This window comes from Massilia litorea (assembly GCF_015101885.1).
In the GTDB taxonomy this organism is placed as follows: domain Bacteria; phylum Pseudomonadota; class Gammaproteobacteria; order Burkholderiales; family Burkholderiaceae_D; genus Telluria; species Telluria litorea.
Window position 1 is genome coordinate 4125575 of record NZ_CP062941.1, and the last position, 17846, is coordinate 4143420.

General features: G+C 66.6%; 19 protein-coding genes. 7 read left to right on the forward strand and 12 right to left on the reverse strand.

What is annotated here, in order from left to right; all coding sequences use genetic code 11:
- Positions 1-9 precede the first annotated feature (9 nt).
- The 9 genes from LPB04_RS18595 to LPB04_RS18635 all read right to left on the reverse strand — a co-directional run bounded on the left by LPB04_RS18595 (position 10) and on the right by LPB04_RS18635 (position 10212).
- Positions 10-930 carry a shikimate dehydrogenase gene (locus tag LPB04_RS18595; RefSeq protein ID WP_193685978.1) on the reverse strand — a complete coding sequence of 307 codons (921 nt, stop codon included), beginning with the start codon at positions 928-930 and terminating at the stop codon, positions 10-12.
- 19 nt (positions 931-949) lie between these two features.
- Positions 950-1393, reverse strand: coding sequence for a type II 3-dehydroquinate dehydratase (gene aroQ, locus LPB04_RS18600; protein ID WP_193685979.1), 444 nt, complete (start codon positions 1391-1393; stop codon positions 950-952).
- 263 nt (positions 1394-1656) lie between these two features.
- Positions 1657-2046 carry a RidA family protein gene (locus tag LPB04_RS18605; RefSeq protein ID WP_193685980.1) on the reverse strand — a complete coding sequence of 130 codons (390 nt, stop codon included), beginning with the start codon at positions 2044-2046 and terminating at the stop codon, positions 1657-1659.
- A 46-nt stretch (positions 2047-2092) separates the two neighbouring features.
- Positions 2093-3265: an acyl-CoA dehydrogenase family protein gene (locus LPB04_RS18610; protein WP_193685981.1), complete on the reverse strand. Its 1173-nt coding sequence runs from the start codon at positions 3263-3265 to the stop codon at positions 2093-2095.
- 5 nt (positions 3266-3270) lie between these two features.
- Positions 3271-4125 (reverse strand): enoyl-CoA hydratase family protein, encoded by an 855-nt coding sequence (locus LPB04_RS18615; RefSeq protein WP_193685982.1) that lies wholly within the window; start codon positions 4123-4125, stop codon positions 3271-3273.
- Complete coding sequence (locus tag LPB04_RS18620) at positions 4125-4622, reverse strand: MarR family winged helix-turn-helix transcriptional regulator (RefSeq protein WP_193689079.1); 498 nt, start codon at positions 4620-4622, stop codon at positions 4125-4127. The genes LPB04_RS18615 and LPB04_RS18620 overlap by 1 nt, the downstream gene beginning before the upstream one ends.
- A gap of 43 nt (positions 4623-4665) precedes the next feature.
- Positions 4666-7059 (reverse strand): bifunctional salicylyl-CoA 5-hydroxylase/oxidoreductase, encoded by a 2394-nt coding sequence (locus LPB04_RS18625; RefSeq protein WP_193685983.1) that lies wholly within the window; start codon positions 7057-7059, stop codon positions 4666-4668.
- Positions 7056-8690, reverse strand: a complete 1635-nt coding sequence (locus LPB04_RS18630; RefSeq protein ID WP_193685984.1) for an AMP-binding protein — start codon at positions 8688-8690, stop codon at positions 7056-7058. The genes LPB04_RS18625 and LPB04_RS18630 overlap by 4 nt, the downstream gene beginning before the upstream one ends.
- A 349-nt stretch (positions 8691-9039) precedes the next feature.
- Positions 9040-10212, reverse strand: coding sequence for a hypothetical protein (locus LPB04_RS18635; protein WP_193685985.1), 1173 nt, complete (start codon positions 10210-10212; stop codon positions 9040-9042).
- A gap of 420 nt (positions 10213-10632) precedes the next feature.
- On the opposite strand from LPB04_RS18635, the gene LPB04_RS18640 reads away from it, so the two are divergent.
- From LPB04_RS18640 to LPB04_RS18670, 7 genes are all read left to right on the forward strand, one after another.
- Positions 10633-11055: a hypothetical protein gene (locus LPB04_RS18640; protein ID WP_193685986.1), complete on the forward strand. Its 423-nt coding sequence runs from the start codon at positions 10633-10635 to the stop codon at positions 11053-11055.
- A 105-nt stretch (positions 11056-11160) separates the two neighbouring features.
- Positions 11161-11484 (forward strand): hypothetical protein, encoded by a 324-nt coding sequence (locus LPB04_RS18645; protein WP_193685987.1) that lies wholly within the window; start codon positions 11161-11163, stop codon positions 11482-11484.
- Entirely contained in the window at positions 11481-12878 is a 1398-nt protein-coding gene (locus tag LPB04_RS18650) for a TolC family protein (RefSeq protein ID WP_227496473.1), read from the forward strand. Before LPB04_RS18645 ends, LPB04_RS18650 begins: the two co-directional genes overlap by 4 nt.
- Positions 12875-14266: a multicopper oxidase family protein gene (locus LPB04_RS18655; RefSeq protein WP_193685988.1), complete on the forward strand. Its 1392-nt coding sequence runs from the start codon at positions 12875-12877 to the stop codon at positions 14264-14266. The genes LPB04_RS18650 and LPB04_RS18655 overlap by 4 nt, the downstream gene beginning before the upstream one ends.
- Positions 14267-14292: 26 nt before the next feature.
- Entirely contained in the window at positions 14293-14991 is a 699-nt protein-coding gene (locus LPB04_RS24470) for a DUF411 domain-containing protein (protein ID WP_193685989.1), read from the forward strand.
- 23 nt (positions 14992-15014) lie between these two features.
- Positions 15015-15380: a copper homeostasis periplasmic binding protein CopC gene (gene copC / locus LPB04_RS18665; RefSeq protein ID WP_193685990.1), complete on the forward strand. Its 366-nt coding sequence runs from the start codon at positions 15015-15017 to the stop codon at positions 15378-15380.
- Positions 15380-16306: a CopD family protein gene (locus LPB04_RS18670; RefSeq protein ID WP_193685991.1), complete on the forward strand. Its 927-nt coding sequence runs from the start codon at positions 15380-15382 to the stop codon at positions 16304-16306. The genes copC and LPB04_RS18670 overlap by 1 nt, the downstream gene beginning before the upstream one ends.
- Before the next feature lie 12 nt (positions 16307-16318).
- Here LPB04_RS18670 and dmeF read toward each other — a convergent pair whose 3' ends face one another.
- Genes dmeF through LPB04_RS18685 form a run of 3 tightly spaced genes read right to left on the reverse strand, consistent with a single transcriptional unit; the run spans position 16319 to position 17821 of the window.
- The gene (gene dmeF, locus LPB04_RS18675) at positions 16319-17341 is read right to left on the reverse strand and encodes a CDF family Co(II)/Ni(II) efflux transporter DmeF (protein ID WP_193685992.1); all 1023 of its coding nucleotides are present in this window, start codon (positions 17339-17341) and stop codon (positions 16319-16321) included.
- 21 nt (positions 17342-17362) lie between these two features.
- Positions 17363-17539 (reverse strand): DUF1289 domain-containing protein, encoded by a 177-nt coding sequence (locus tag LPB04_RS18680; RefSeq protein WP_193685993.1) that lies wholly within the window; start codon positions 17537-17539, stop codon positions 17363-17365.
- Between the two features lie 6 nt (positions 17540-17545).
- Complete coding sequence (locus tag LPB04_RS18685) at positions 17546-17821, reverse strand: metal/formaldehyde-sensitive transcriptional repressor (RefSeq protein WP_193685994.1); 276 nt, start codon at positions 17819-17821, stop codon at positions 17546-17548.
- Positions 17822-17846: the final 25 nt, after the last annotated feature.

Consider the following 17846-nt stretch of genomic DNA (forward strand, 5'->3'; position numbering starts at 1 on the left):
GTGCTCCGTTCAGCCCTGTTGGTCCCTGGCCGCGATCATTGCGCGGAAATGCGCATCGATCCTGGCGGCGTCGGGCTCGAGGCCCGTGAACAGTTTGAAAGCGCCGACCGCCTGGCCGACGGCCATGTTGCCGCCGTCCGCCGTGGCGCAGCCTCGCGCGCGCGCCGCCTGCAGCAGCGCGGTATCGAGCGGGAAGTACACGACCTCGGATACCCACAGCGAAGGCCGCAGCAATTCCGCCGGCAGCGGCAAGCCGGGCACCGAATACATACCGACAGGCGTGGCGTGGATCAAGCCGCTCGCCCCTTCCAGGGCGGCGGCAATGTCGGTGCTGGCGCTGACCCGTCCGGCGCCATGCTGTTCGTTCAGCTTGGCGGCAAGCGCCTCGATGCGGCCGGCGTCGATGTCGACCACCGTCAACTGCTTGATGCCCATGCGCAGCGCCGCGTCCGCGATGGCCGAGCCGGCGCCGCCGGCCCCGAGCAGCACCGCACGCGACAGGTCGGCGCCCGGCAGCGCCCGTTTGAAACCCCAGGCCCAGCCGGAGCCGTCGGTATTGTGCCCGACCAGGCGGCCGCCGGTGTTGACCACGGTGTTCACCGCGCCCATCGCCTGCGCTTCTTCGGACAGGCCGTCGAGCAGCGGCAGGATGGCCTGCTTGTAGGGGAAGGTGACGTTGCAGCCGGCAAAGCCGATCGCGCGCAGTGCCTTGACCAGGCCGGCCAGGTCTTCTTCGCCGGCGCCCGGCTCTGCCAGGTCGATCAGCTGGTAGTGGAGGTCGATGCCGTGTTCGCGCGCCTCCTTTTCCTGCATCGCCGGGGTCATCGAGTGCTGGATGCCGCGGCCGACCAGGCCCACCAGCAGCTTGCGCGCTTTCGCGGCGCCGGGGCTCGCCGCCCCTTCATTCTTTAGCTCGTTCGTCGTGCTCATGATCGTGCTCCTTTCTGGTTCAGGCGCGCGCCTGCACGGCCGCGACCGCGGCCCGCAAGCCGAGCAGGTAACTGTCCACGCCGAAGCCGGCGATCTGGCCCAGCGCGATGTCCGCGATCACCGAGGTATGCCGGAACGGTTCGCGCGCATGGATATTCGACATGTGCACCTCGACGATCGGCACCGTGAGAATGGCCAGCGCGTCGCGGATGCCGTAGCTGTAGTGGGTCCAGGCGCCGGCGTTGATGAGGACGGCATCAACCGCTTCCCCATGCGCCGCATGGATGCGCTCGCACATCGCGCCCTCGCAGTTGGTCTGGAAGCTCTCGACCTCGGCGCCCAGTTCCTGCCCCAGCGCGCGCACGCGCTCGTCGATCTCGGCCAGCGTCACGGTTCCGTACTGGGCCGGGTCGCGCTTGCCGAACATATTCAGGTTGATCCCGTGGAGCGTCAGGATATTCATGCAGGTGCCCTCGTCATAGGATGCGTTGGACGGCGGCGGCATGCCGGCGTCGTTCGTGTAGTCGATGACGAAATACTACCGTGCGCAAAACGGACGATGGGGGCGTACAGCGACTAAGTGTGCGCTAAGCGCCCACGTTTGGCGGAGTCCGGGGCGAGCCCTGCGAGGAAGGACTTGCGAGGGTGGTTCGCATGGCTTGCCAAAACTGCGTGCGGGAGATGTGCTGACCCGATACCAGTGCGTCAAGCAGATGGGCTCCGCCCCTACGGCACCACCGCCGTGACTTCGATCTCGACCCTGGCCCGGTCCTCGACCAGGCCGGCTACCTGCACCGCACTCATGGTCGGGAAGTGGCGGCCGATCAGCTCGCGGTAGGCCGCGCCGATCTCCGGCCAGGCGGCGACGTACTCCTTCTTGTCGAGCACATACCAGGTCATGCGCACGATGTGTTCGGGCCCGGCGCCGCCCTCGGCCAGCACCGCGACGATGTTCGCCAGCGCCTGGCGCACCTGGCCGGCGAAATCGTCGGTATGGAAGACGCCCTGGGAATCCCATCCGACCATGCCGCTCACGAACACCATCCGGCCCGACGCAGAGATGCCGTTGGCGTAGCCGCGTGGTTTGGCCCACCCTTCCGGTTGCAGGAATTCCATTGGTCTTGCCTTTCCTTGTTCAGCTTCAGAGTGCCTGACATGCCGGTCAGGCGCGGGGAACCGCTTCTGCCAGCAACTCGCGCGCGATGATCAGCTGCTGCACCTCGGTCGCGCCTTCATAAATGCGCAGCGAGCGGATCTCGCGGTACAGGCGCTCGACCGGCTGCTCGCTGACCACGCCCAGGCCGCCGAACATCTGCACCGCGGCGTCGATCACCTGTTGCGCGGTTTCGGTTGCGGTCAGCTTGGCCATCGCGGCCTCTTTGGTCACGCGCCTGCCCTGGTCGCGCTGCCAGGCGGCGCGATAGGTCAGGAGCGCGGCGGCGTCGATGCCGGTCGCCATCTGGGCCAGTTTCGCCTGGGTCAGCTGGAAGTCGGCGAGGGTCTTGCCGAACATCTTGCGCGAGGTCGCGCGCGCCAGCGCCTCGTCCAGCGCGCGCCGCGCAAAGCCCAGGGCCGCGGCGGCCACCGAGGTGCGGAAGACGTCGAGGGTCGCCATCGCCACCTTGAAGCCCTGCCCCGCCGCGCCCAGGCGCTTCGATACGGGGACCCGGCATTTGTCGAAGCGCAGCCGCGCCAGCGGGTGCGGGGCGATCACGTCGATGCGCCCGGCGATCTCGAAGCCGGGCAGGTCTGCATCGACGATGAAGGCGGAAATGCCGCGCGCGCCCGGCGCTTCCCCGCTGCGCGCGAACACGACGTAGAAGTCGGCGATGCCGCCGTTGGAGATCCAGGTCTTCTCGCCGTCGAGCACATAATGGTCGCCGTCGAGCGTCGCGGCACAGGACATCGCCGCGACGTCGGAGCCGGCGTCGGGCTCGGACAGCGCAAAGGCGGCAATCGCCTCGCCGCGGCCGACCGGGGCCAGGTAGTCGCGCTTGTTGTCCTCACTGCCGAACAGCGTGATGGCGCCGCTGCCCAGGCCCTGCATGGCAAAGGCGAAATCGGCCAGGCCCGAGTGGCGGGCCAGGGTTTCGCGGATCAGGCAGACGGCGCGCGTGTCGATCGCCTCGCTCGCGCCGCCGCAGGCCGTGCCGCCGATCGCGTACTTCAGCCAGCCGGCCGCGCCCAGCTGCTTTACCAGGGCGCGGCAGGCGGCGTCGACGTCGTGCTCGTGCTGCTGGGGGATGTGCCGCGCTGCCCAGGCGTCGAGTTCGCGCGCCAGCTCGCGGTGGCGCCCGTCCAGGAAGGGCCAGTCCAGGTAATCAAGGTCGGCCATCGTGCTCAGTCTCCTTCGAACTGGGGTTTTTCCTTCGCCACGAACGCGTGGTAGGCGCGATGGAAGTCATTGGTCGCCATGCAGATCGCCTGGGCCTGGGCTTCGGCCTCGATGGCCTCGTCGACGCCCATGTTCCACTCCTGCTGCAGCATCTTCTTGGTCATGCCGTGCGCGAAGGTGGGGCCGGCCGCCAGCGCGGCGGCAAAGGCGCGCGCCTCGGCCAGCACGCTCTCGGGCGAACAGAGGCGGTTGAAGAAGCCCCAGCGTTCCGCCTCCTCGCCGTTCATGCTGCGCCCGGTGTACAGCAGCTCGGCTGCGCGTCCCTGGCCGATCACGCGCGGCAGCAGCGCGCAGGCGCCCATGTCGCAGCCGGCCAGGCCGACGCGGGTGAAGAGAAAGGCCGTCTTGCTGCGCGCAGTGCCGTAGCGGATGTCCGAGGCCAGCGCCAGGATCGCGCCGGCGCCGGCGCAGATGCCGTCGATCGCCGCGACGATCGGCTGCGGACAGGCGCGCATCGCTTTCACCAGGTCCCCCGTCATGCGCGTAAAGGCGAGCAGGCCCGGCATGTCGAGTCTGGTAAGCGGACCAATGATGTCGTGCACGTCTCCGCCGGAGCAGAAGTTCTCGCCCGCGCCGGTGACGACGACCGCCTTGACCCCGTCCGCGTAGGCCAGGGCCCGGAACAGGTCGCGCAATTCGGCATAGGAGTCGAAGGTGAGCGGGTTCTTGCGCTCGGGCCGGTTCAGCGTGATCGTGGCCACGCCTTGCTCGAGCGCGAACAGGAAGTGCTGCGGCTGGTAATCGGCCAGCTCGCTGCGGTTGCCCGGCAGCTGGTGGCGTTCGCCTGTGAGGTAAGGCATCAGGTCTCCTGGTTCTGTGGTTTGTCGGGGCCGCCCAGGCCCCGCTTCATGGTGGACAGCAGGGTCATCAGCGCCGTCCTTTCGTCTTCGCCCAGGCCGCTCATCAGCTCAATGATCCAGCCTTCGTGGCGCGCGGCCATGCGCCTGAACGCGCGCCGGCCGGCCGGGCTCAGGCTGATGCTGAAGGCGCGGCCGTCGCCGGGCACCGCCTCGCGCACCACCAGCCCTTCCTGCTCGAGCAGGTTGACGATGCCGGTGACGTTGGCGCTGGTGACCATCATGCGCCTGGACAGCTCGCCCATGCGCAGGCCCTCCGGATGGCGGTCGAGCTGCGCCATCAGGTCGAAGCGCGGCAGCGTGATGCCGAATTCTTGACGCAGGCGGCTGCGGATCTCGGTTTCGATCAGCGTCGTGCAGGAGAGCATGCGCAGCCACAGCTTGAGCGACCCGTGATTGTTCCCGGTCAGGCGGCTTTCGAGGTCGAGCACTCCGTCCATCTCGTCGGAGGCTGGTGCGCTGCTTGCGTGTTTGCCGGTCACCTCAGCCCTCCAGCAAGCGGGCCGCGACCTGCTGCGGGGTGAGCCCGCTGCTCGCCGCCGCCATCTGCCGTTCGCGTTCCAGGTTGCGCTCGAGCTGCTGCTTGCCGGCGTAGTACTGCTTCGGCCAGGCGATATCCGTGTAGCCCAGTTTCGCCGTTTCGTGCAGGGTCCAGGCCGGGTCGGCCAGGTGCGGCCGCGCGATCGCGCACAGGTCGGCGCGGCCGGAAGCAATGATGCTGTTCGCGTGATCCGCCTCGAAGATCGCGCCCACGGCGATGGTCGGAATCCCGACCTCGTTGCGGATGCGGTCCGCGAACGGGGTCTGGTACATGCGTCCATACACCGGCCGTTCCTTCTTGCTGACCTGGCCCGAGGAGACGTCGATCATGTCCGCGCCTGCCGCCTTGAACAGGCGCGCGACGTCGACCGCATCGTCCGGGGTCAGTCCGCCGGGGGTCCAGTCGTGGGCGGACAGGCGCACGCTGATCGGCTTGTCCGCGGGCCAGGCGGCGCGGATCGCGGCGAACACCTCGAGCGGATAGCGGCAGCGGTTCTCCAGGCTGCCGCCGTATTCGTCGCTGCGCTGGTTGGTGAGCGGCGAGATGAAGCTGGACAGGAAGTAGCCGTGGGCGCAGTGCAGTTCGAGCCAGTCGAAGTTGGCCTCTGCCGCCGCTTCGGTCGCGCGCACGAAGTCCTGCCTGATGCGCTCCAGGTCCGCGCGGCTGGCCTCGCGCGCCAGCTGCGACACGCCTTCCAGGTACTGCTGGGGAGAAGCGGAGACCAGCGGCCAGTTGCCTTCTTCCAGCGGCAGGTCGGTGCCGTCCCAGGATCGCCGGGTCGATCCCTTGGCGCCGGCGTGGCCGAGCTGCATGGCGATCTTCGCATCGCTGCTCGCGTGGACGAAATCGACGATCCGCTTCCAGGCCGCCGTGTGCCCGGGCGTGTACATGCCGGGACAGCCCGGCGTGATGCGGGCGTCGGCGGAGACGCAGGTCATCTCGGCGAAGACCATCCCGGCGCCGCCCAGCGCCCGGCTGCCCAGGTGCACCAGGTGGTAGTCGCCGGCCACGCCGTCCACGGCCGAATACTGGGCCATCGGCGAAACGACGATGCGGTTTTTCAGCACCGTGCCGCGCAGGCGGAAAGGCGTGAGCATCGGCGGTATGCTGCTTTGCCCGCGCGGCAGCGCCAGCCCGGCCTGTTCAAAGGCCCGCCTGGCGATCCAGTCCTCGAAGCGGTTGACGTAATCGGGATCGCGCAGGCGCAGGTTTTCGTGCGACAGGCGCTGGCTGCGGGTCAGCATCGAATAGGCGAACTGCTCGGCCTCCATGGCGGTGTAGCGTTCGACGTTCTCGAACCACTCCATCGAATTGCGCGCTGCGCTCTGGATCTTCAGCACCTCGACCGCGCGCAACTGCTGGTAGGCGTCCAGCACTTTGTCGATGCCCGCGCCGTTCTCGCGTTCGAAGCAGCGCGCCAGCTCGATCGCATCCTCAAGCGCCAGCTTGGTGCCGGAGCCGATGGAAAAATGCGCGGTATGGGCGGCGTCGCCCATCAGCACGACCGGCACGCGGCGCCCGTCGACGGCGTTCCAGTGCACCCACTGGCGGCACACGATGCGCGGGAAGGTGATCCACATGGCGGAGCCGCGCAGGTGCTTCGCATTGCTCATCAAGGCGTGGCCGTCGAGGTAGCGCGCGAACAGCCTTTCGCAAAAGGCGATGCCCTCTTCCTGGCTCATGTCGGCCAGGCCCGACTTTCTCCAGACCTCTTCCGGCGTCTCGACGATGAAGGTCGAGGTGTCGCCGTCGTACTGGTAGCAATGGGCCTGGAACCAGCCGTGTTCCGTCTCCTCGAAGGCAAAGGTGAAGGCGTCGAACTTCTTCTTCGTGCCGAGCCAGACGAAGCGGCAGTGGCGGCTGTCGATGTCGGGCTGGTAAGTATCGGCGTAGCGGCTGCGCACGCGGCTGTTCAGGCCATCGCAGGCGATCACGAGGTCGGCCCCGTACTGGCTGGCGATGGCGCCGTCGTCGGCGACCTCGGTTTCGAAGACCAGCCGCACCCCGAGCTCCTCGCAGCGCGCCTGGAGGATGTTCAGCAGGCGCTTGCGGCCGATGCCGCAGAAGCCGTGCCCGCCGGAGGTGATGGTGCGGCCCTTGAAATGGACGTCGATGTCGTCCCAGTGGTTGAAGGATTGCAGGATGGTGCGTGCGGTCTGTTCGTCCGCGGCCACCAGGTTGCCCAGGGTCTGGTCGGAGAACACGACGCCCCAGCCGAAGGTGTCGTAGGGCCGGTTGCGCTCGATGACCGTGATGGCGTGCGTCGGGTCCTGCTTCTTCATCAGCAGGGCGAAATACAGTCCGGCCGGGCCGCCGCCGATGCAAACGATGTTCATGACGTCTCCATGCTTTCTTTTGCTTCCTGGCGCAGCTTGAAGCGCTGCAGCTTGCCGGTTTCCGTACGCGGCAAGGCGGCGCGGAATTCGATCCGGCGCGGATATTTGTAGGGCGCGACGGTCCGCTTCACATGGTCCTGCAGCGCCTTTGCCATCTCCGGGCCGCCTTCGAAGCCGGCGCGCAGAACGACATAGGCCTGCACCACCTGGCCCCGCTCCGGGTCGGGGGCGCCGACCACGCCGCACTCGGCCACCGCCGGATGCTGCAGCAGCACGTCCTCCACTTCCGGCCCGGCGATGTTGTAGCCGGCCGAGATGATCATGTCGTCGGTACGGGCCTGGAACCAGTAATAGCCGTCGGCGTCGACCTGGTAGGCGTCGCCGGTCAGGTTCCAGCCGTGGCAGACGTAGTCGAGCTGGCGCGGGTCGGCCAGGTAGCGGCAGCCGGTCGGGCCCTTCACCGCGAGGCGCCCGGTGACGCCGGGGCCGACCGGATTGCCGTCGTCGTCCAGGATGCAGGCGTGGTAGCCGGGGATCGGGCGGCCGGTGGCGCCGGGCCGGATGTCCGCGCCGGCGGCCGAAATAAAAATGTGCAGCATTTCGGTGGCGCCGATGCCGTCGATCATGGCCAGGCCCGTGGCCTCCTGCCAGGCCTGGCGCGTCTGCAGCGGCAGCGCTTCGCCGGCCGAGACGCTGCGGGTCAGGCTGGCGAGATCGTGCTGCGCGGCCAGCGGCGCCATCTGCCGGTAGAAGGTGGGCGCGGTGAAGCAGACGGTGGCGCGATACCTGGCAATCGCCGCCAGCAGCAGCTCGGGCGTGAGTTTTTCGAGCAGCACCGCCGAGGCGCCGTAGCGCAGCGGGAACAGCAGCAGGCCGCCGAGCCCGAAGGTAAAGGCCAGCGGCGGCGTGCCGATGAAGACATCGGCAGGCGTCGTCGCCAGCATCGAGCGCGGAAAGCAGTCGCAGATCGCCAGCACGTCGCGGTGGAAGTGCATCGTGCCCTTCGGGCGGCCGGTGGTGCCGGAGGTGAAACTGAGCAGACAGACGTCCTGGGACCAGGTATCGACCGCCTCGAAGCGCGGCGGCATGGCCGCCATCAGGGCCTCGAGTGCGTCCGGGGCCGGGTCGTTAAAGGAGAGTATGCGCGGCGCTGTCTCGAGCTCGCGGCAGGCCAGGTCCAGTTCCGCGCGCAGGTCGGCGCTACACAGCACCGCGTCCACCCGCGCCAGCGTCATGATGGTGCCGAGTTCCCTGGCGCGCAGCAGCGGCATGGTGGGTACGGCGATCAGGCCGGCCTTCCAGGTCGCCAGGATGCAGGCCGCCATCATCGGGTTGTTGGCGCCGCGCAGCAGGACGCGGTTGCCGGGGACGAGGTTCAGCTCCGTGCGCAGCACGCCGGCGATGCGGTCGACCTTCTCCAGCAGCTCGGCATAGGTCCAGTCCAGGTGCGCACCGCGGATCGCTGTCGAGGCGCCGTGGCCGCGCGCGACCATCCGGTCCAGCAGTTCGGCTGCGCAGTTGAGACGGTCCGGATAGGCCAGCTCGTCGAGATCGAACAGCAGCTCGGGCCACTGTTCGCGTGGCGGCAGGTTGTCGTTCGCAAAGGTGTCCAGGTACGCGGTTCCGCTCATGGTGTCTCCGGCCAGTCGGGGAGGACAATCGGGGAAGGCATGGGCGCTCGTGGCACCCATGCCGGCCTCACGGCACAATCCTGGATACTTTAAGCTTAAACTAGATTGGGTGGCAAGCGATTCCGCTCGCTGGCTTTGGGGGCGGTAGCGGACGTTCATCAGGTGCAGTGGTCGTTCAACGTCAGCTTGAAAACAAGTGATCCGTTCAACTGAACACTGCACCAACTTCTGCGGCCGGCCAGATCGTGATTTGCCTGGATGGGGGCAGTCATGAAGGTCTTATGATGGTCCACAGGACAGGACGAGCCGGTAATATTCCATTCCTGTTTGCCAGACTTCCTGACAATGCTCACTTGAGTGCATCGCGTAACATATGTTTCGTCAATGCTTGCGCAGGCCTCCAGACCATGGGCAGCTTCGCGAACTTTGCGAGTTTTCTGATCTTCCGCGAACGCCGCATTGCGACCGAAATCTGGTCCGCGATGTCGCTGCGTCCACGTTCCAGTGCAGTCGTATGAAGGTGAAGAAAGAATACCTCATCGATATCGTGACCCATATAAATCTTGGAAATACGGTCAATTTGATACTTCGAGCGATCGAATAGCACTGCATCGTCAAGTTTACCGAAGAGATCGAGTGCAATCATGGTGCGGTAGCATTTCTCGCACCGGCAGCAATTTTTATTATCCTGTCCGTTCGCGTCCTCACCTCGAAAGCATACATGCAGTTCGTTCAATGCCCTCTTGTCACGGCTCAGGTATTCGATCTTTTCAGTTCTTGAATATGCCGTTCCCTCATGAATGATTTTTGTATGTACGGTCGAGAAAAGAGGATCGGACAAAGGATGAGAACCCCATGGATCCAGACTGGAGTAATCGCATGATGCCGGAAGTAATATTTCATGGAAATGATCTTCGAACATCAACCCCACCGCAGCCAAAGCAGGGCCGAACGCAAACAATTCCCAGTGGGCTTTCTTCCAGCGCGTTTCGCGGATATTGGTTCGAACAGGAATGAAACACGCTTGATAGTGCGCGGCGATCGCGGAAAGGCGTTCGCAGTGATGCTTGAACGCTTCGTTTTTTGTAATCGGCATGTCAAAACCCTGGACCGTGATCCAGTTTTTGACGTCAGGACGGCGCAGTACCGTAAACGTCGAGTCGACACCGGCAGAAAAGAACGATGCCGTTGTACGTTCAGTAAACGGGCGTGCTTCAAGGGGACCCGTCGTGATGTTGACCAAGTGCATTTCTTTACGCCAATATGCCCACAGACGGACAACGCTTTCTGCACCGCGCAGTAGTGCAGGGTCGACTTGAAGCGGGATGTGCAAGTCTTCGCCAACTGTCGCTGCGAGCGGCAACAAAATAGCAAGCCATGGGTTGCCACTCGATGAAGGCGTATAGGATTCCGGAAGTTCGAACCAGTAATCCTCAAGAACACCGTCGTCGTATTCCACCGTCCCCGTTACACGAACTGTTCCGTTCGTATGTTGTGTCTTCAACACCTGCACCAATTTCATTTCCGGCCCTTAATTATTTCTGAATAGATATGTTTAATACAAATAAATATACCACATGAATTATGCATAGAACATTCCTTGCCGAGTTGTATGATCATTGCCACAGACTGCAAATTGTGAATTAACGCGACGTTACTTTCACATGAAGGTTATCAAAGAGCCGATCGCGTACATTGAATGCCGCAAGTAATTGTCGAGTTCAAATGGGCGTAAAGGCCCGCAACACGGATTGCATTCGGCTATAAGCGGACTGAGAAATATGGAAATATGGAAATCCCAATCGATATGACATTCCCAAAGGCGAATGGAAAATAGTCAGCGATGCCGGGGGGCGACAACGGACGTCCCCACGCGAATCGGATGGCAAGCACTGCGCGCGGCTTAACCGCTCAAAACTGCCGTGCTATACTCGGCGCACTCATGAACCGCACCGTCAAAACCTTCCTCATCTGGCTGTTGATGCTCGTGCTGCCACTCCACGCGGTGGCGGCGAACGTCGGGATGTCGTGCGCGCCGGTCAAAGGTCTGGTTCATGTGATGGCTGACGTTTCAATGGCGCACCATGGCGATGCCGATGCTGCGCAGGCCCACCACGGCCATGCGCGCGGCGACGCCTCGGCTGCACATCAGGACGACGCTGCGGCCAAAGACCCCGGCAAGAAGCCGCACTCGTCCTGCAGTGCCTGCTCGGCACTGTGCATCGGTGCGGTGGCGCCTCCCTCCGCCTTCCTTCCCCTGCCCGCCTTCGACGGCTCCGACGCCGTCACCGTGGCGCCTGCGCGCTTCGCCGCCGGCTTCATTCCGGACGGCCTGCAACGACCTCCCCGGCATCCCTCGGCTTGATCGATCCGGGAGCTGACTGCCGCCGGTGCATCCGCACCGCCGCGTCCGCGTCCCGACTACAGGCGCGTGCAGCTGCACGCCGTGTTACCGATTTCGAGGATCCGTATGAAACCGATATTCCTGGCCACCGTCACCGGTGTCCTGCTGGCTGCGTCCTTCTGTACGCAGGCCGAGCCATCCGCGCGTACGCCGAACCCGCTCGACCCGAACGCGCCGGTTCCCGCGCCGGCCCATGATTCCGCGCTGAGCGGCTATGTGCGCTTCAGCGCGGACGCTTCAGCCACGCCCGACAAAACCTGGCGCCGCGCGAACGATACCCTCGCCGGCAATGAAGGCGGCGACGGCCACGCCAGCGCCGCGGCTCCCGGCGCGCCCGCAGCGCCTGCCGCTGCGCACAGCCACCATCATCCGGTCCCGGCAAAACAATGAGGACGCAGCCCTTCCCGATCAGGCTGCGCGTCGCCGCAGGCGCGTGCCTGCTCGTCCTCGGCGGATGCGCCAGCTTCAGCAAGGACGGCGGCCTCGACGCCGTCTCCACCATGACGTCGGAGCGCATCGGCCAGGATGTGCGCCTGCACGAAACGGGCGACGCGGCGGGCGACGATGCCCATGCCGAGGCCGCCCGCCTGCTGGCGCAGCCGCTCACGCCCGACGCCGCCGTGCGCGTGGCCCTGCTCAACAACCGTGCCCTGCGCGCCTCCCTCGCCCGGCTCGGCGTGGCCGAGGCCGACCTGGTCCAGGCCGGCCGCATGCGCAATCCCGGTATCGGCTTCAGCCGCATGTCCGGCGGCGGCGAAACCGACATCGAGCGTAGCGTGATGGTCGACCTGGTCGGCCTGCTGACGATGCCGATGCGGCGCGATATCGAGGCGCGCCGCTTCGAGGGCGCCAAACTGGCCGCGGCGCTTGACGCCGTGCGCCTGGCCGCCGATACCCGCAAGGCCTGGTTCAATGCGGTGGCGGCGGCACAGTCGGCGCGCTACGCCGGGCAGGTGCGCGAAGCCGCGCAGGCCGGCGCCGAGCTGGCCGCGCGCATGGCGCAGGTCGGCAACCTCAGTGCCCTCGACCAGGCGCGCGAACAGGCTTTCTCGGCCGAGGCCACGGCGCAGCTGGCGCGCGCCCGCCACAACGCCGTCGCGGCGCGCGAACATTTGGCGCGGATGATGGGCGCCTGGGGAGAGCAGACCGCCTTCGGGCTGCCGGAACGCCTGCCCGATCTACCCGCGAGCCCGAAGGCAGCGGGCGCATTCGAGGCCGAGGCCATGCAACAGCGGCTCGACCTGCGCCTGGCAAGGCTGGAGCTTGAGGCGACCGCGCGCGCACTGGGCCTGACGAAGGCGACCGGTTTCATTAACGTCCTCGATGCCGGCTACCTCAATTCCAGCAAGACCGGGTCGGCGCGCGAGGACGGCTACGCCATCGAACTCTCGCTGCCGCTGTTCGACTGGGGCGGCGCGCGCGTCGCGAAAGCCGAGGCGGTCTACATGGCCTCCGTCCACCGCGCCGCGAGCGCCGCCGTGCTGGCCCGCTCGCAGGTGCGCGAGGCCTGGTCCGCCTACCGCACGGGTTACGACCTCGCCCGCCACTACCGCGACGAGATCGTGCCCCTGCAGAAGAAGATCTCGGACGAGACCCTGCTGCGCTATAACGGCATGCTGGTGAGCGTCTTCGAACTGCTGGCCGACGCGCGCAGCCAGATCGGCGGCGTCAACGCGGCGATCCTGGCCCAGCGCGATTTCTGGATTGCCGAGACCGAGCTGCAGGCGGCCATCCATGGCGGCGGCGCCGCAGTACCGAACACCGAACAAGGATTGAGCCAATGAGTTCACGTCGAGACTTTTTCAGCGGCGCCGCGGCGCTGGTCGGCGCCGGGCTGGTGAGCCGTGCCGGCGCGGCCACCCTGCCCGAAGCGCCCATCATGGGGAGCGCAGCCACCCAGCCGCCGCCGGCGCCGCCCAACGGCCGTCCCTACAACCCGGTGGTGACCCTCAACGGCTGGTCGCTGCCCTGGCGCATGAAGGACGGCGTCAAGGAATTCCACCTGATCGCCGAGCCGGTGGTGCGCGAAATCGCACCCGGCATGAAGGCCAACCTGTGGGGCTACAACGGCCAGAGCCCGGGTCCGACGATCGAGGTGGTCGAGGGCGACCGCGTGCGCATCTTCGTCACCAACCGCCTGCCCGAGCACACCAGCATCCACTGGCACGGCCAGCGCCTGCCGAACGGGATGGACGGCATCACCGGGCTGACCCAGCCCGGCATCCAGCCAGGTAAAACCTTCGTCTACGAATTCGTCGCGCGCCGGCCCGGCACCTTCATGTACCACCCGCACGCCGACGAAATGGTGCAGATGGCGATGGGCATGATGGGCTTCTGGGTCACGCACCCGAAGAACCCGGCCCTGCACGCGGTCGACCGCGACTTCGTCTTCCTGTTGAATGCCTACGACATCGAACCGGGCAGCTATACGCCGAAGGTCAACGAGATGACGGACTTTAACCTGTGGACCTTCAACAGCCGCGCCTTCCCCGGCATCGACACGATGAACGTGCGCCAGGGCGACCGCGTGCGCATCCGCGCCGGCAACCTGACGATGACCAACCACCCGATCCACCTGCACGGCCACGAGTTCGAAGTCACCGGCACCGACGGCGGCTGGACCCGGCCCGAGTCGCGCTGGCCCGAGGTGACGACCGATATCGCGGTGGGGCAAATGCGCGCCATCGAATTCATCGCCGACGCACCGGGCGACTGGCCCTTCCACTGCCACAAGTCGCACCACACGATGAACGCCATGGGCCACAAGGTGCCGACCCTGATCGGCGTCGACCAGCGCGGCGTGGCCGAGAAGATCGCGAAACTGGTGCCGGACTATATGGTCATGGGCGACAAGGGCGGCTCGATGGGAGGAATGGACATGCCGATTCCCGAGAACACGCTGCCGATGATGGGCGGCCAGGGCCCCTTTGGCGACATCGAAATGGGCGGGATGTTCACCCTCCTCAAGGTGCGCAAGGACCAGAAGCCGGGCGACTACCGCGACCCGGGCTGGTACAGGCATCCTCCCGGCACGGTCGCCTGGGAATGGACGGGCGAGCCGCCCGCCGCCGTGCGCAGCAACGGGCCGGGCGCCGCGGCGACGCCGGACAGGAAACCCGTTGAAGTCGAAGTCACCGTCCGCAAGCCTACCGGCCACCAGGGCCATCACTGATTGCAATTCATACGAAAGGATTGAACATGAAACGACGCGAATTTTCCCTCCTCGCCCTGGCCGGCGCCTTCGGCCTGCCGGCCCTGGCGCGCGCCGCCGCGCCCGTGATCGAGGTCTACAAGAGCGAAGCCTGCGGCTGCTGCGGCGCCTGGGTCGAGCACCTGAAGGCCAACGGCTTCGCGCCGCGCGTGACGAACGTGGACAACCCGTCGGACTACCGCGAACGCGCCGGCATCCCGAACCAGCTCGGCTCCTGCCACACGGCGCTGGTCGGCGGCTATGCCATCGAAGGACACGTGCCCGCCGCCGAGATCAAGCGCCTGCTGGCCGAGAAGCCGAAGGCGCGCGGGCTGGCCGTGCCCGGCATGCCGCTCGGTTCCCCGGGCATGGAAGGACCGCGCAAGGACCCGTACGACGTCTTCCTCGTCGACCGCAGCGGCCGCGCGACGGTCTACAAGCATTACGGCCAGGAGGTCCAGGCGGTGCAGGCTGGCGCAGCCGCCGACCTGGTCGACGCCGAAGTGAAAAAGGTCGACCGGGAAGCCGGCAAGATCACCCTGCGCCACGGCGAACTGAAAAACCTGAACATGCCGGGCATGACGATGGCCTTCCGCGTCCGGGAAGCGGCGATGCTCGACGGCGTCAAGGCCGGCGACCAGGTGAAGTTCAGCGCCGACCGCGTGAACGGCGCGATCACCGTCGTGCAGCTCCAGCTGGCACAATAGGCCATTCATACGGGAGAATCACGATGAAGACGAACAAGCTGGCCGCCGCGGCCCTGGCGACCCTCGCATGCGCATTCGCCTCGCAGGCATGGGCCCACGCGAAGCTGCAGGCCTCGACACCAAAGGCCGACAGCGTGGTCAGTGCTGCCCCGGCGCAGCTGCGCCTGCAGTTCAATGAGCCGCTCGAGCTGCCCTTCAGTAAAGTCAAACTGGTCGACGACAAGGGCGTTGAGCTCCAACCGTCGAAGATCGCCGTCGACGCCGCCGATCCGAAGACCCTGGTAGGGGTACTGCCCGCGCTGCACCCCGGCGCCTGGCGCGTGCAATGGACGACCGTGACCCGCGACGGCCACAAGGTCAAGGGCGAGTTCGGCTTCCGCGTCAAGTGATGGAGGGCGAACTCGCCCTGGCCCAGCGCATCGCGACCGCCCTCCTCAACCTGGCGCTGGCCGGCCTGGTGGGCGCCGCCATCGCGCGCCTGTGGCTGCGGCGCGGCGTCTCGCCCTGGGCCAGGGCGCTCGACCTGCGCCTGCGTGGCGCGATGCGGGCCGGCGTGGCGGCTGCCGGCCTGGCGTATGGCGCCGTGCTCTGGCTGGAAGCGGCGGCGATGGCCGAAGTGCCGCTCGCGCAGGCCTTCCCGGCCGTGCAGTCGGTGCTCGCGGCCACCCATTATGGGCTGGCATGGATGAGCGGTGCGGGCGCGCTGCTCGTGCTCGGGCTGACGCTCGTGCTGCCGGGCGGACGCGGCGCGGCGGCCGGCCTGCTGCGGCTGGTCGCGCTGGCGGCGCTCCTGTACAGCCGCAGCACCGTCAGCCACGCCGCGGCCGGCGGCGACTTCACCTGGGCCGTGGCGGCCGACTGGCTGCACCTGGTGCTGGCAAGCGTCTGGGTCGGCGCGGTGCTGGTCGCCGGGCTGGCAGCGCTGCGCGCGCAGCCGGCCGACCCGCAGAGCCGTCTCGAGTGCGGCGCCTACGTGCAGGCGCTGTCCCGTTCAGCGACCGTCGCGCTGGCCGGCATCGTCGCCACCGGCGCCGTCAGCGCCTGGCGCGGCCTGGGCACCATCGGGAACGCCTTCGGCAATCCCTATGCGGACACCCTGCTGCTCAAGCTGACGCTGGTGCTGTGCGCGGCGGCGCTCGGGGGACTGAACCGTTTCTCCGTCATGCCGGCCCTGCTGAAGGGGCTGCGGCAGGCCGGCCCAACACCACCCGCTACGCGCCGCAGGTTTGTCCTCATCCTGCGCGTGGAAACAGTCTTCCTGCTTGCCGCGCTGGTAACGGCAGCCTTCCTGGCTGCGACGCCGCCACCCGGTTAAGGCGCGCCCACCTCACCCGCGCTGCGCACCTTGCCGGTAATGCACCTCGATGGTCGAATGCACGATCTCTTCGTGGACGCCGAGCTGCTCGCGCAGCCGGGCCGGGGTCAGCGCCGCGTCGTTCGTGACCACGCTCATCGCGCAGGAATAGAACTGCTTGCCGACGCGCCAGACGTGCAGGTCGACCAGCCTGGTGGCGCCGGGCGCCGACGCGCCGGCCACGACTTCGCGGATTTCTTCCACCACCGGCGCATCCATTTCGCGGTCGAGCAGGACCTTGCCGGTTTCGACGATCAGGTTCTTCGCCCAGACGGCCACCAGCACCGCGCCGACGATGCCCATCACCGGATCGAGCCAGGACCAGCCGAAGGCCCAGCCGCCGGCCAGCGCGGCGATCGCCAGCACCGAGGTCGCCGCGTCGGCGATGACGTGGACGTAGGCGGACTTCAGGTTGAGGTCGTGATGTCCGTGGCCGCGATCATGACCATGGTCGTGGCCATGATGATCGTGTCCATGATGGTCGTGGCCGTGGTGCCCGTGTCCGTGGTCATGGTGCGCATGGCCGAGGATGCTGGCGCAGACGACGTTCACGACCAGGCCGATGATGGCGATCACGATGGCGTCCCGGTAATGGATGGGCTGGGGTGCGAAGATGCGCTCGATCGAGCTGAAGGCCATCAGCGCGGCGATCCCCAGCAGGAAGACGGCGCTGGTGAAGCCCGCCAGGATCTCGATTTTCCAGGTGCCGAAGGCAAAGCGCGGGTCCTGGGCATACTTGCGCGCCGCCGCATAGGCAAAGGCGCTCAGGCCGATCGCCAGCGCGTGGGAGCTCATGTGCCAGCCGTCGGCCAGCAGGGCCATCGAGTTCAGCCACCAGCCGGCGGCGATCTCGATCACCATCATGGCGAGGGTGATCCACATCACCATGCGCGTGCCGCGCTCGGCCTTGTTGCTGCCCTTGTCGAAGATGTGGTCGTGCGCGAGTTCGTCGCCGATGTGTGCGTGTGCGATGTGTGCTTGTGCCAGGTCCTGCATGGTTTTCCTCCACCAGCCGCGCTAGCGCCCGGCCAGTTTTTTCTCGCGCCGCGCGCGTTCGTTGATGATCTGGTGCCGGCGATGGTCGGTCATCTTCTTCCACTCGCGCGCTTCCGCCTGCGTGCGCAGGCAGCCGGTGCACAGGCTGGTCTTGCGGTCGAACTGGCAGAGCTCGACGCAGGGCGATTTGACGGCCATCGCTGTCTACTTGAGGTAACTGCGGATCACGTCCAGCAGTTCGTCCGCGCCTTCGGTGCGCGCGGCCTGCGACAGATCGCCGGCGGCGACGTGTTCGCGCACGTGGTCGTCGATCACCTCGAGCATCAGGCCATTCATGGCCCCGCGGCTGGCGGCCAGCAGGTGCAGGATGTCGGTACAGCCGGCTTCGGCCTCGAGTGCCCGCTCGACGGCTTCGACCTGGCCCCGGATGCGGCGTACGCGGGCCAGCAATTTGGTTTTTTGACGTGCGGTATGGGACAAGGCAAGCTCGCTGAAGTATAGGGTA

Excerpts from the sequence above, each read along its gene's own strand:
- LPB04_RS18595 (WP_193685978.1), bottom strand. The coding sequence starts at position 930 with ATGAGCACGACGAACGAGCTAAAGAATGAAGGGGCGGCGAGCCCCGGC.
- aroQ (WP_193685979.1), bottom strand. The coding sequence starts at position 1,393 with ATGAATATCCTGACGCTCCACGGGATCAACCTGAATATGTTCGGCAAG.
- LPB04_RS18605 (WP_193685980.1), bottom strand. The coding sequence starts at position 2,046 with ATGGAATTCCTGCAACCGGAAGGGTGGGCCAAACCACGCGGCTACGCC.
- LPB04_RS18610 (WP_193685981.1), bottom strand. The coding sequence starts at position 3,265 with ATGGCCGACCTTGATTACCTGGACTGGCCCTTCCTGGACGGGCGCCAC.
- LPB04_RS18615 (WP_193685982.1), bottom strand. The coding sequence starts at position 4,125 with ATGCCTTACCTCACAGGCGAACGCCACCAGCTGCCGGGCAACCGCAGC.
- LPB04_RS18620 (WP_193689079.1), bottom strand. The coding sequence starts at position 4,622 with ATGGACGGAGTGCTCGACCTCGAAAGCCGCCTGACCGGGAACAATCAC.
- LPB04_RS18625 (WP_193685983.1), bottom strand. The coding sequence starts at position 7,059 with ATGAACATCGTTTGCATCGGCGGCGGCCCGGCCGGACTGTATTTCGCC.
- LPB04_RS18630 (WP_193685984.1), bottom strand. The coding sequence starts at position 8,690 with ATGAGCGGAACCGCGTACCTGGACACCTTTGCGAACGACAACCTGCCG.
- LPB04_RS18635 (WP_193685985.1), bottom strand. The coding sequence starts at position 10,212 with ATGAAATTGGTGCAGGTGTTGAAGACACAACATACGAACGGAACAGTT.
- LPB04_RS18640 (WP_193685986.1), top strand. The coding sequence starts at position 10,633 with ATGAACCGCACCGTCAAAACCTTCCTCATCTGGCTGTTGATGCTCGTG.
- LPB04_RS18645 (WP_193685987.1), top strand. The coding sequence starts at position 11,161 with ATGAAACCGATATTCCTGGCCACCGTCACCGGTGTCCTGCTGGCTGCG.
- LPB04_RS18650 (WP_227496473.1), top strand. The coding sequence starts at position 11,481 with ATGAGGACGCAGCCCTTCCCGATCAGGCTGCGCGTCGCCGCAGGCGCG.
- LPB04_RS18655 (WP_193685988.1), top strand. The coding sequence starts at position 12,875 with ATGAGTTCACGTCGAGACTTTTTCAGCGGCGCCGCGGCGCTGGTCGGC.
- LPB04_RS24470 (WP_193685989.1), top strand. The coding sequence starts at position 14,293 with ATGAAACGACGCGAATTTTCCCTCCTCGCCCTGGCCGGCGCCTTCGGC.
- copC (WP_193685990.1), top strand. The coding sequence starts at position 15,015 with ATGAAGACGAACAAGCTGGCCGCCGCGGCCCTGGCGACCCTCGCATGC.
- LPB04_RS18670 (WP_193685991.1), top strand. The coding sequence starts at position 15,380 with ATGGAGGGCGAACTCGCCCTGGCCCAGCGCATCGCGACCGCCCTCCTC.
- dmeF (WP_193685992.1), bottom strand. The coding sequence starts at position 17,341 with ATGCAGGACCTGGCACAAGCACACATCGCACACGCACACATCGGCGAC.
- LPB04_RS18680 (WP_193685993.1), bottom strand. The coding sequence starts at position 17,539 with ATGGCCGTCAAATCGCCCTGCGTCGAGCTCTGCCAGTTCGACCGCAAG.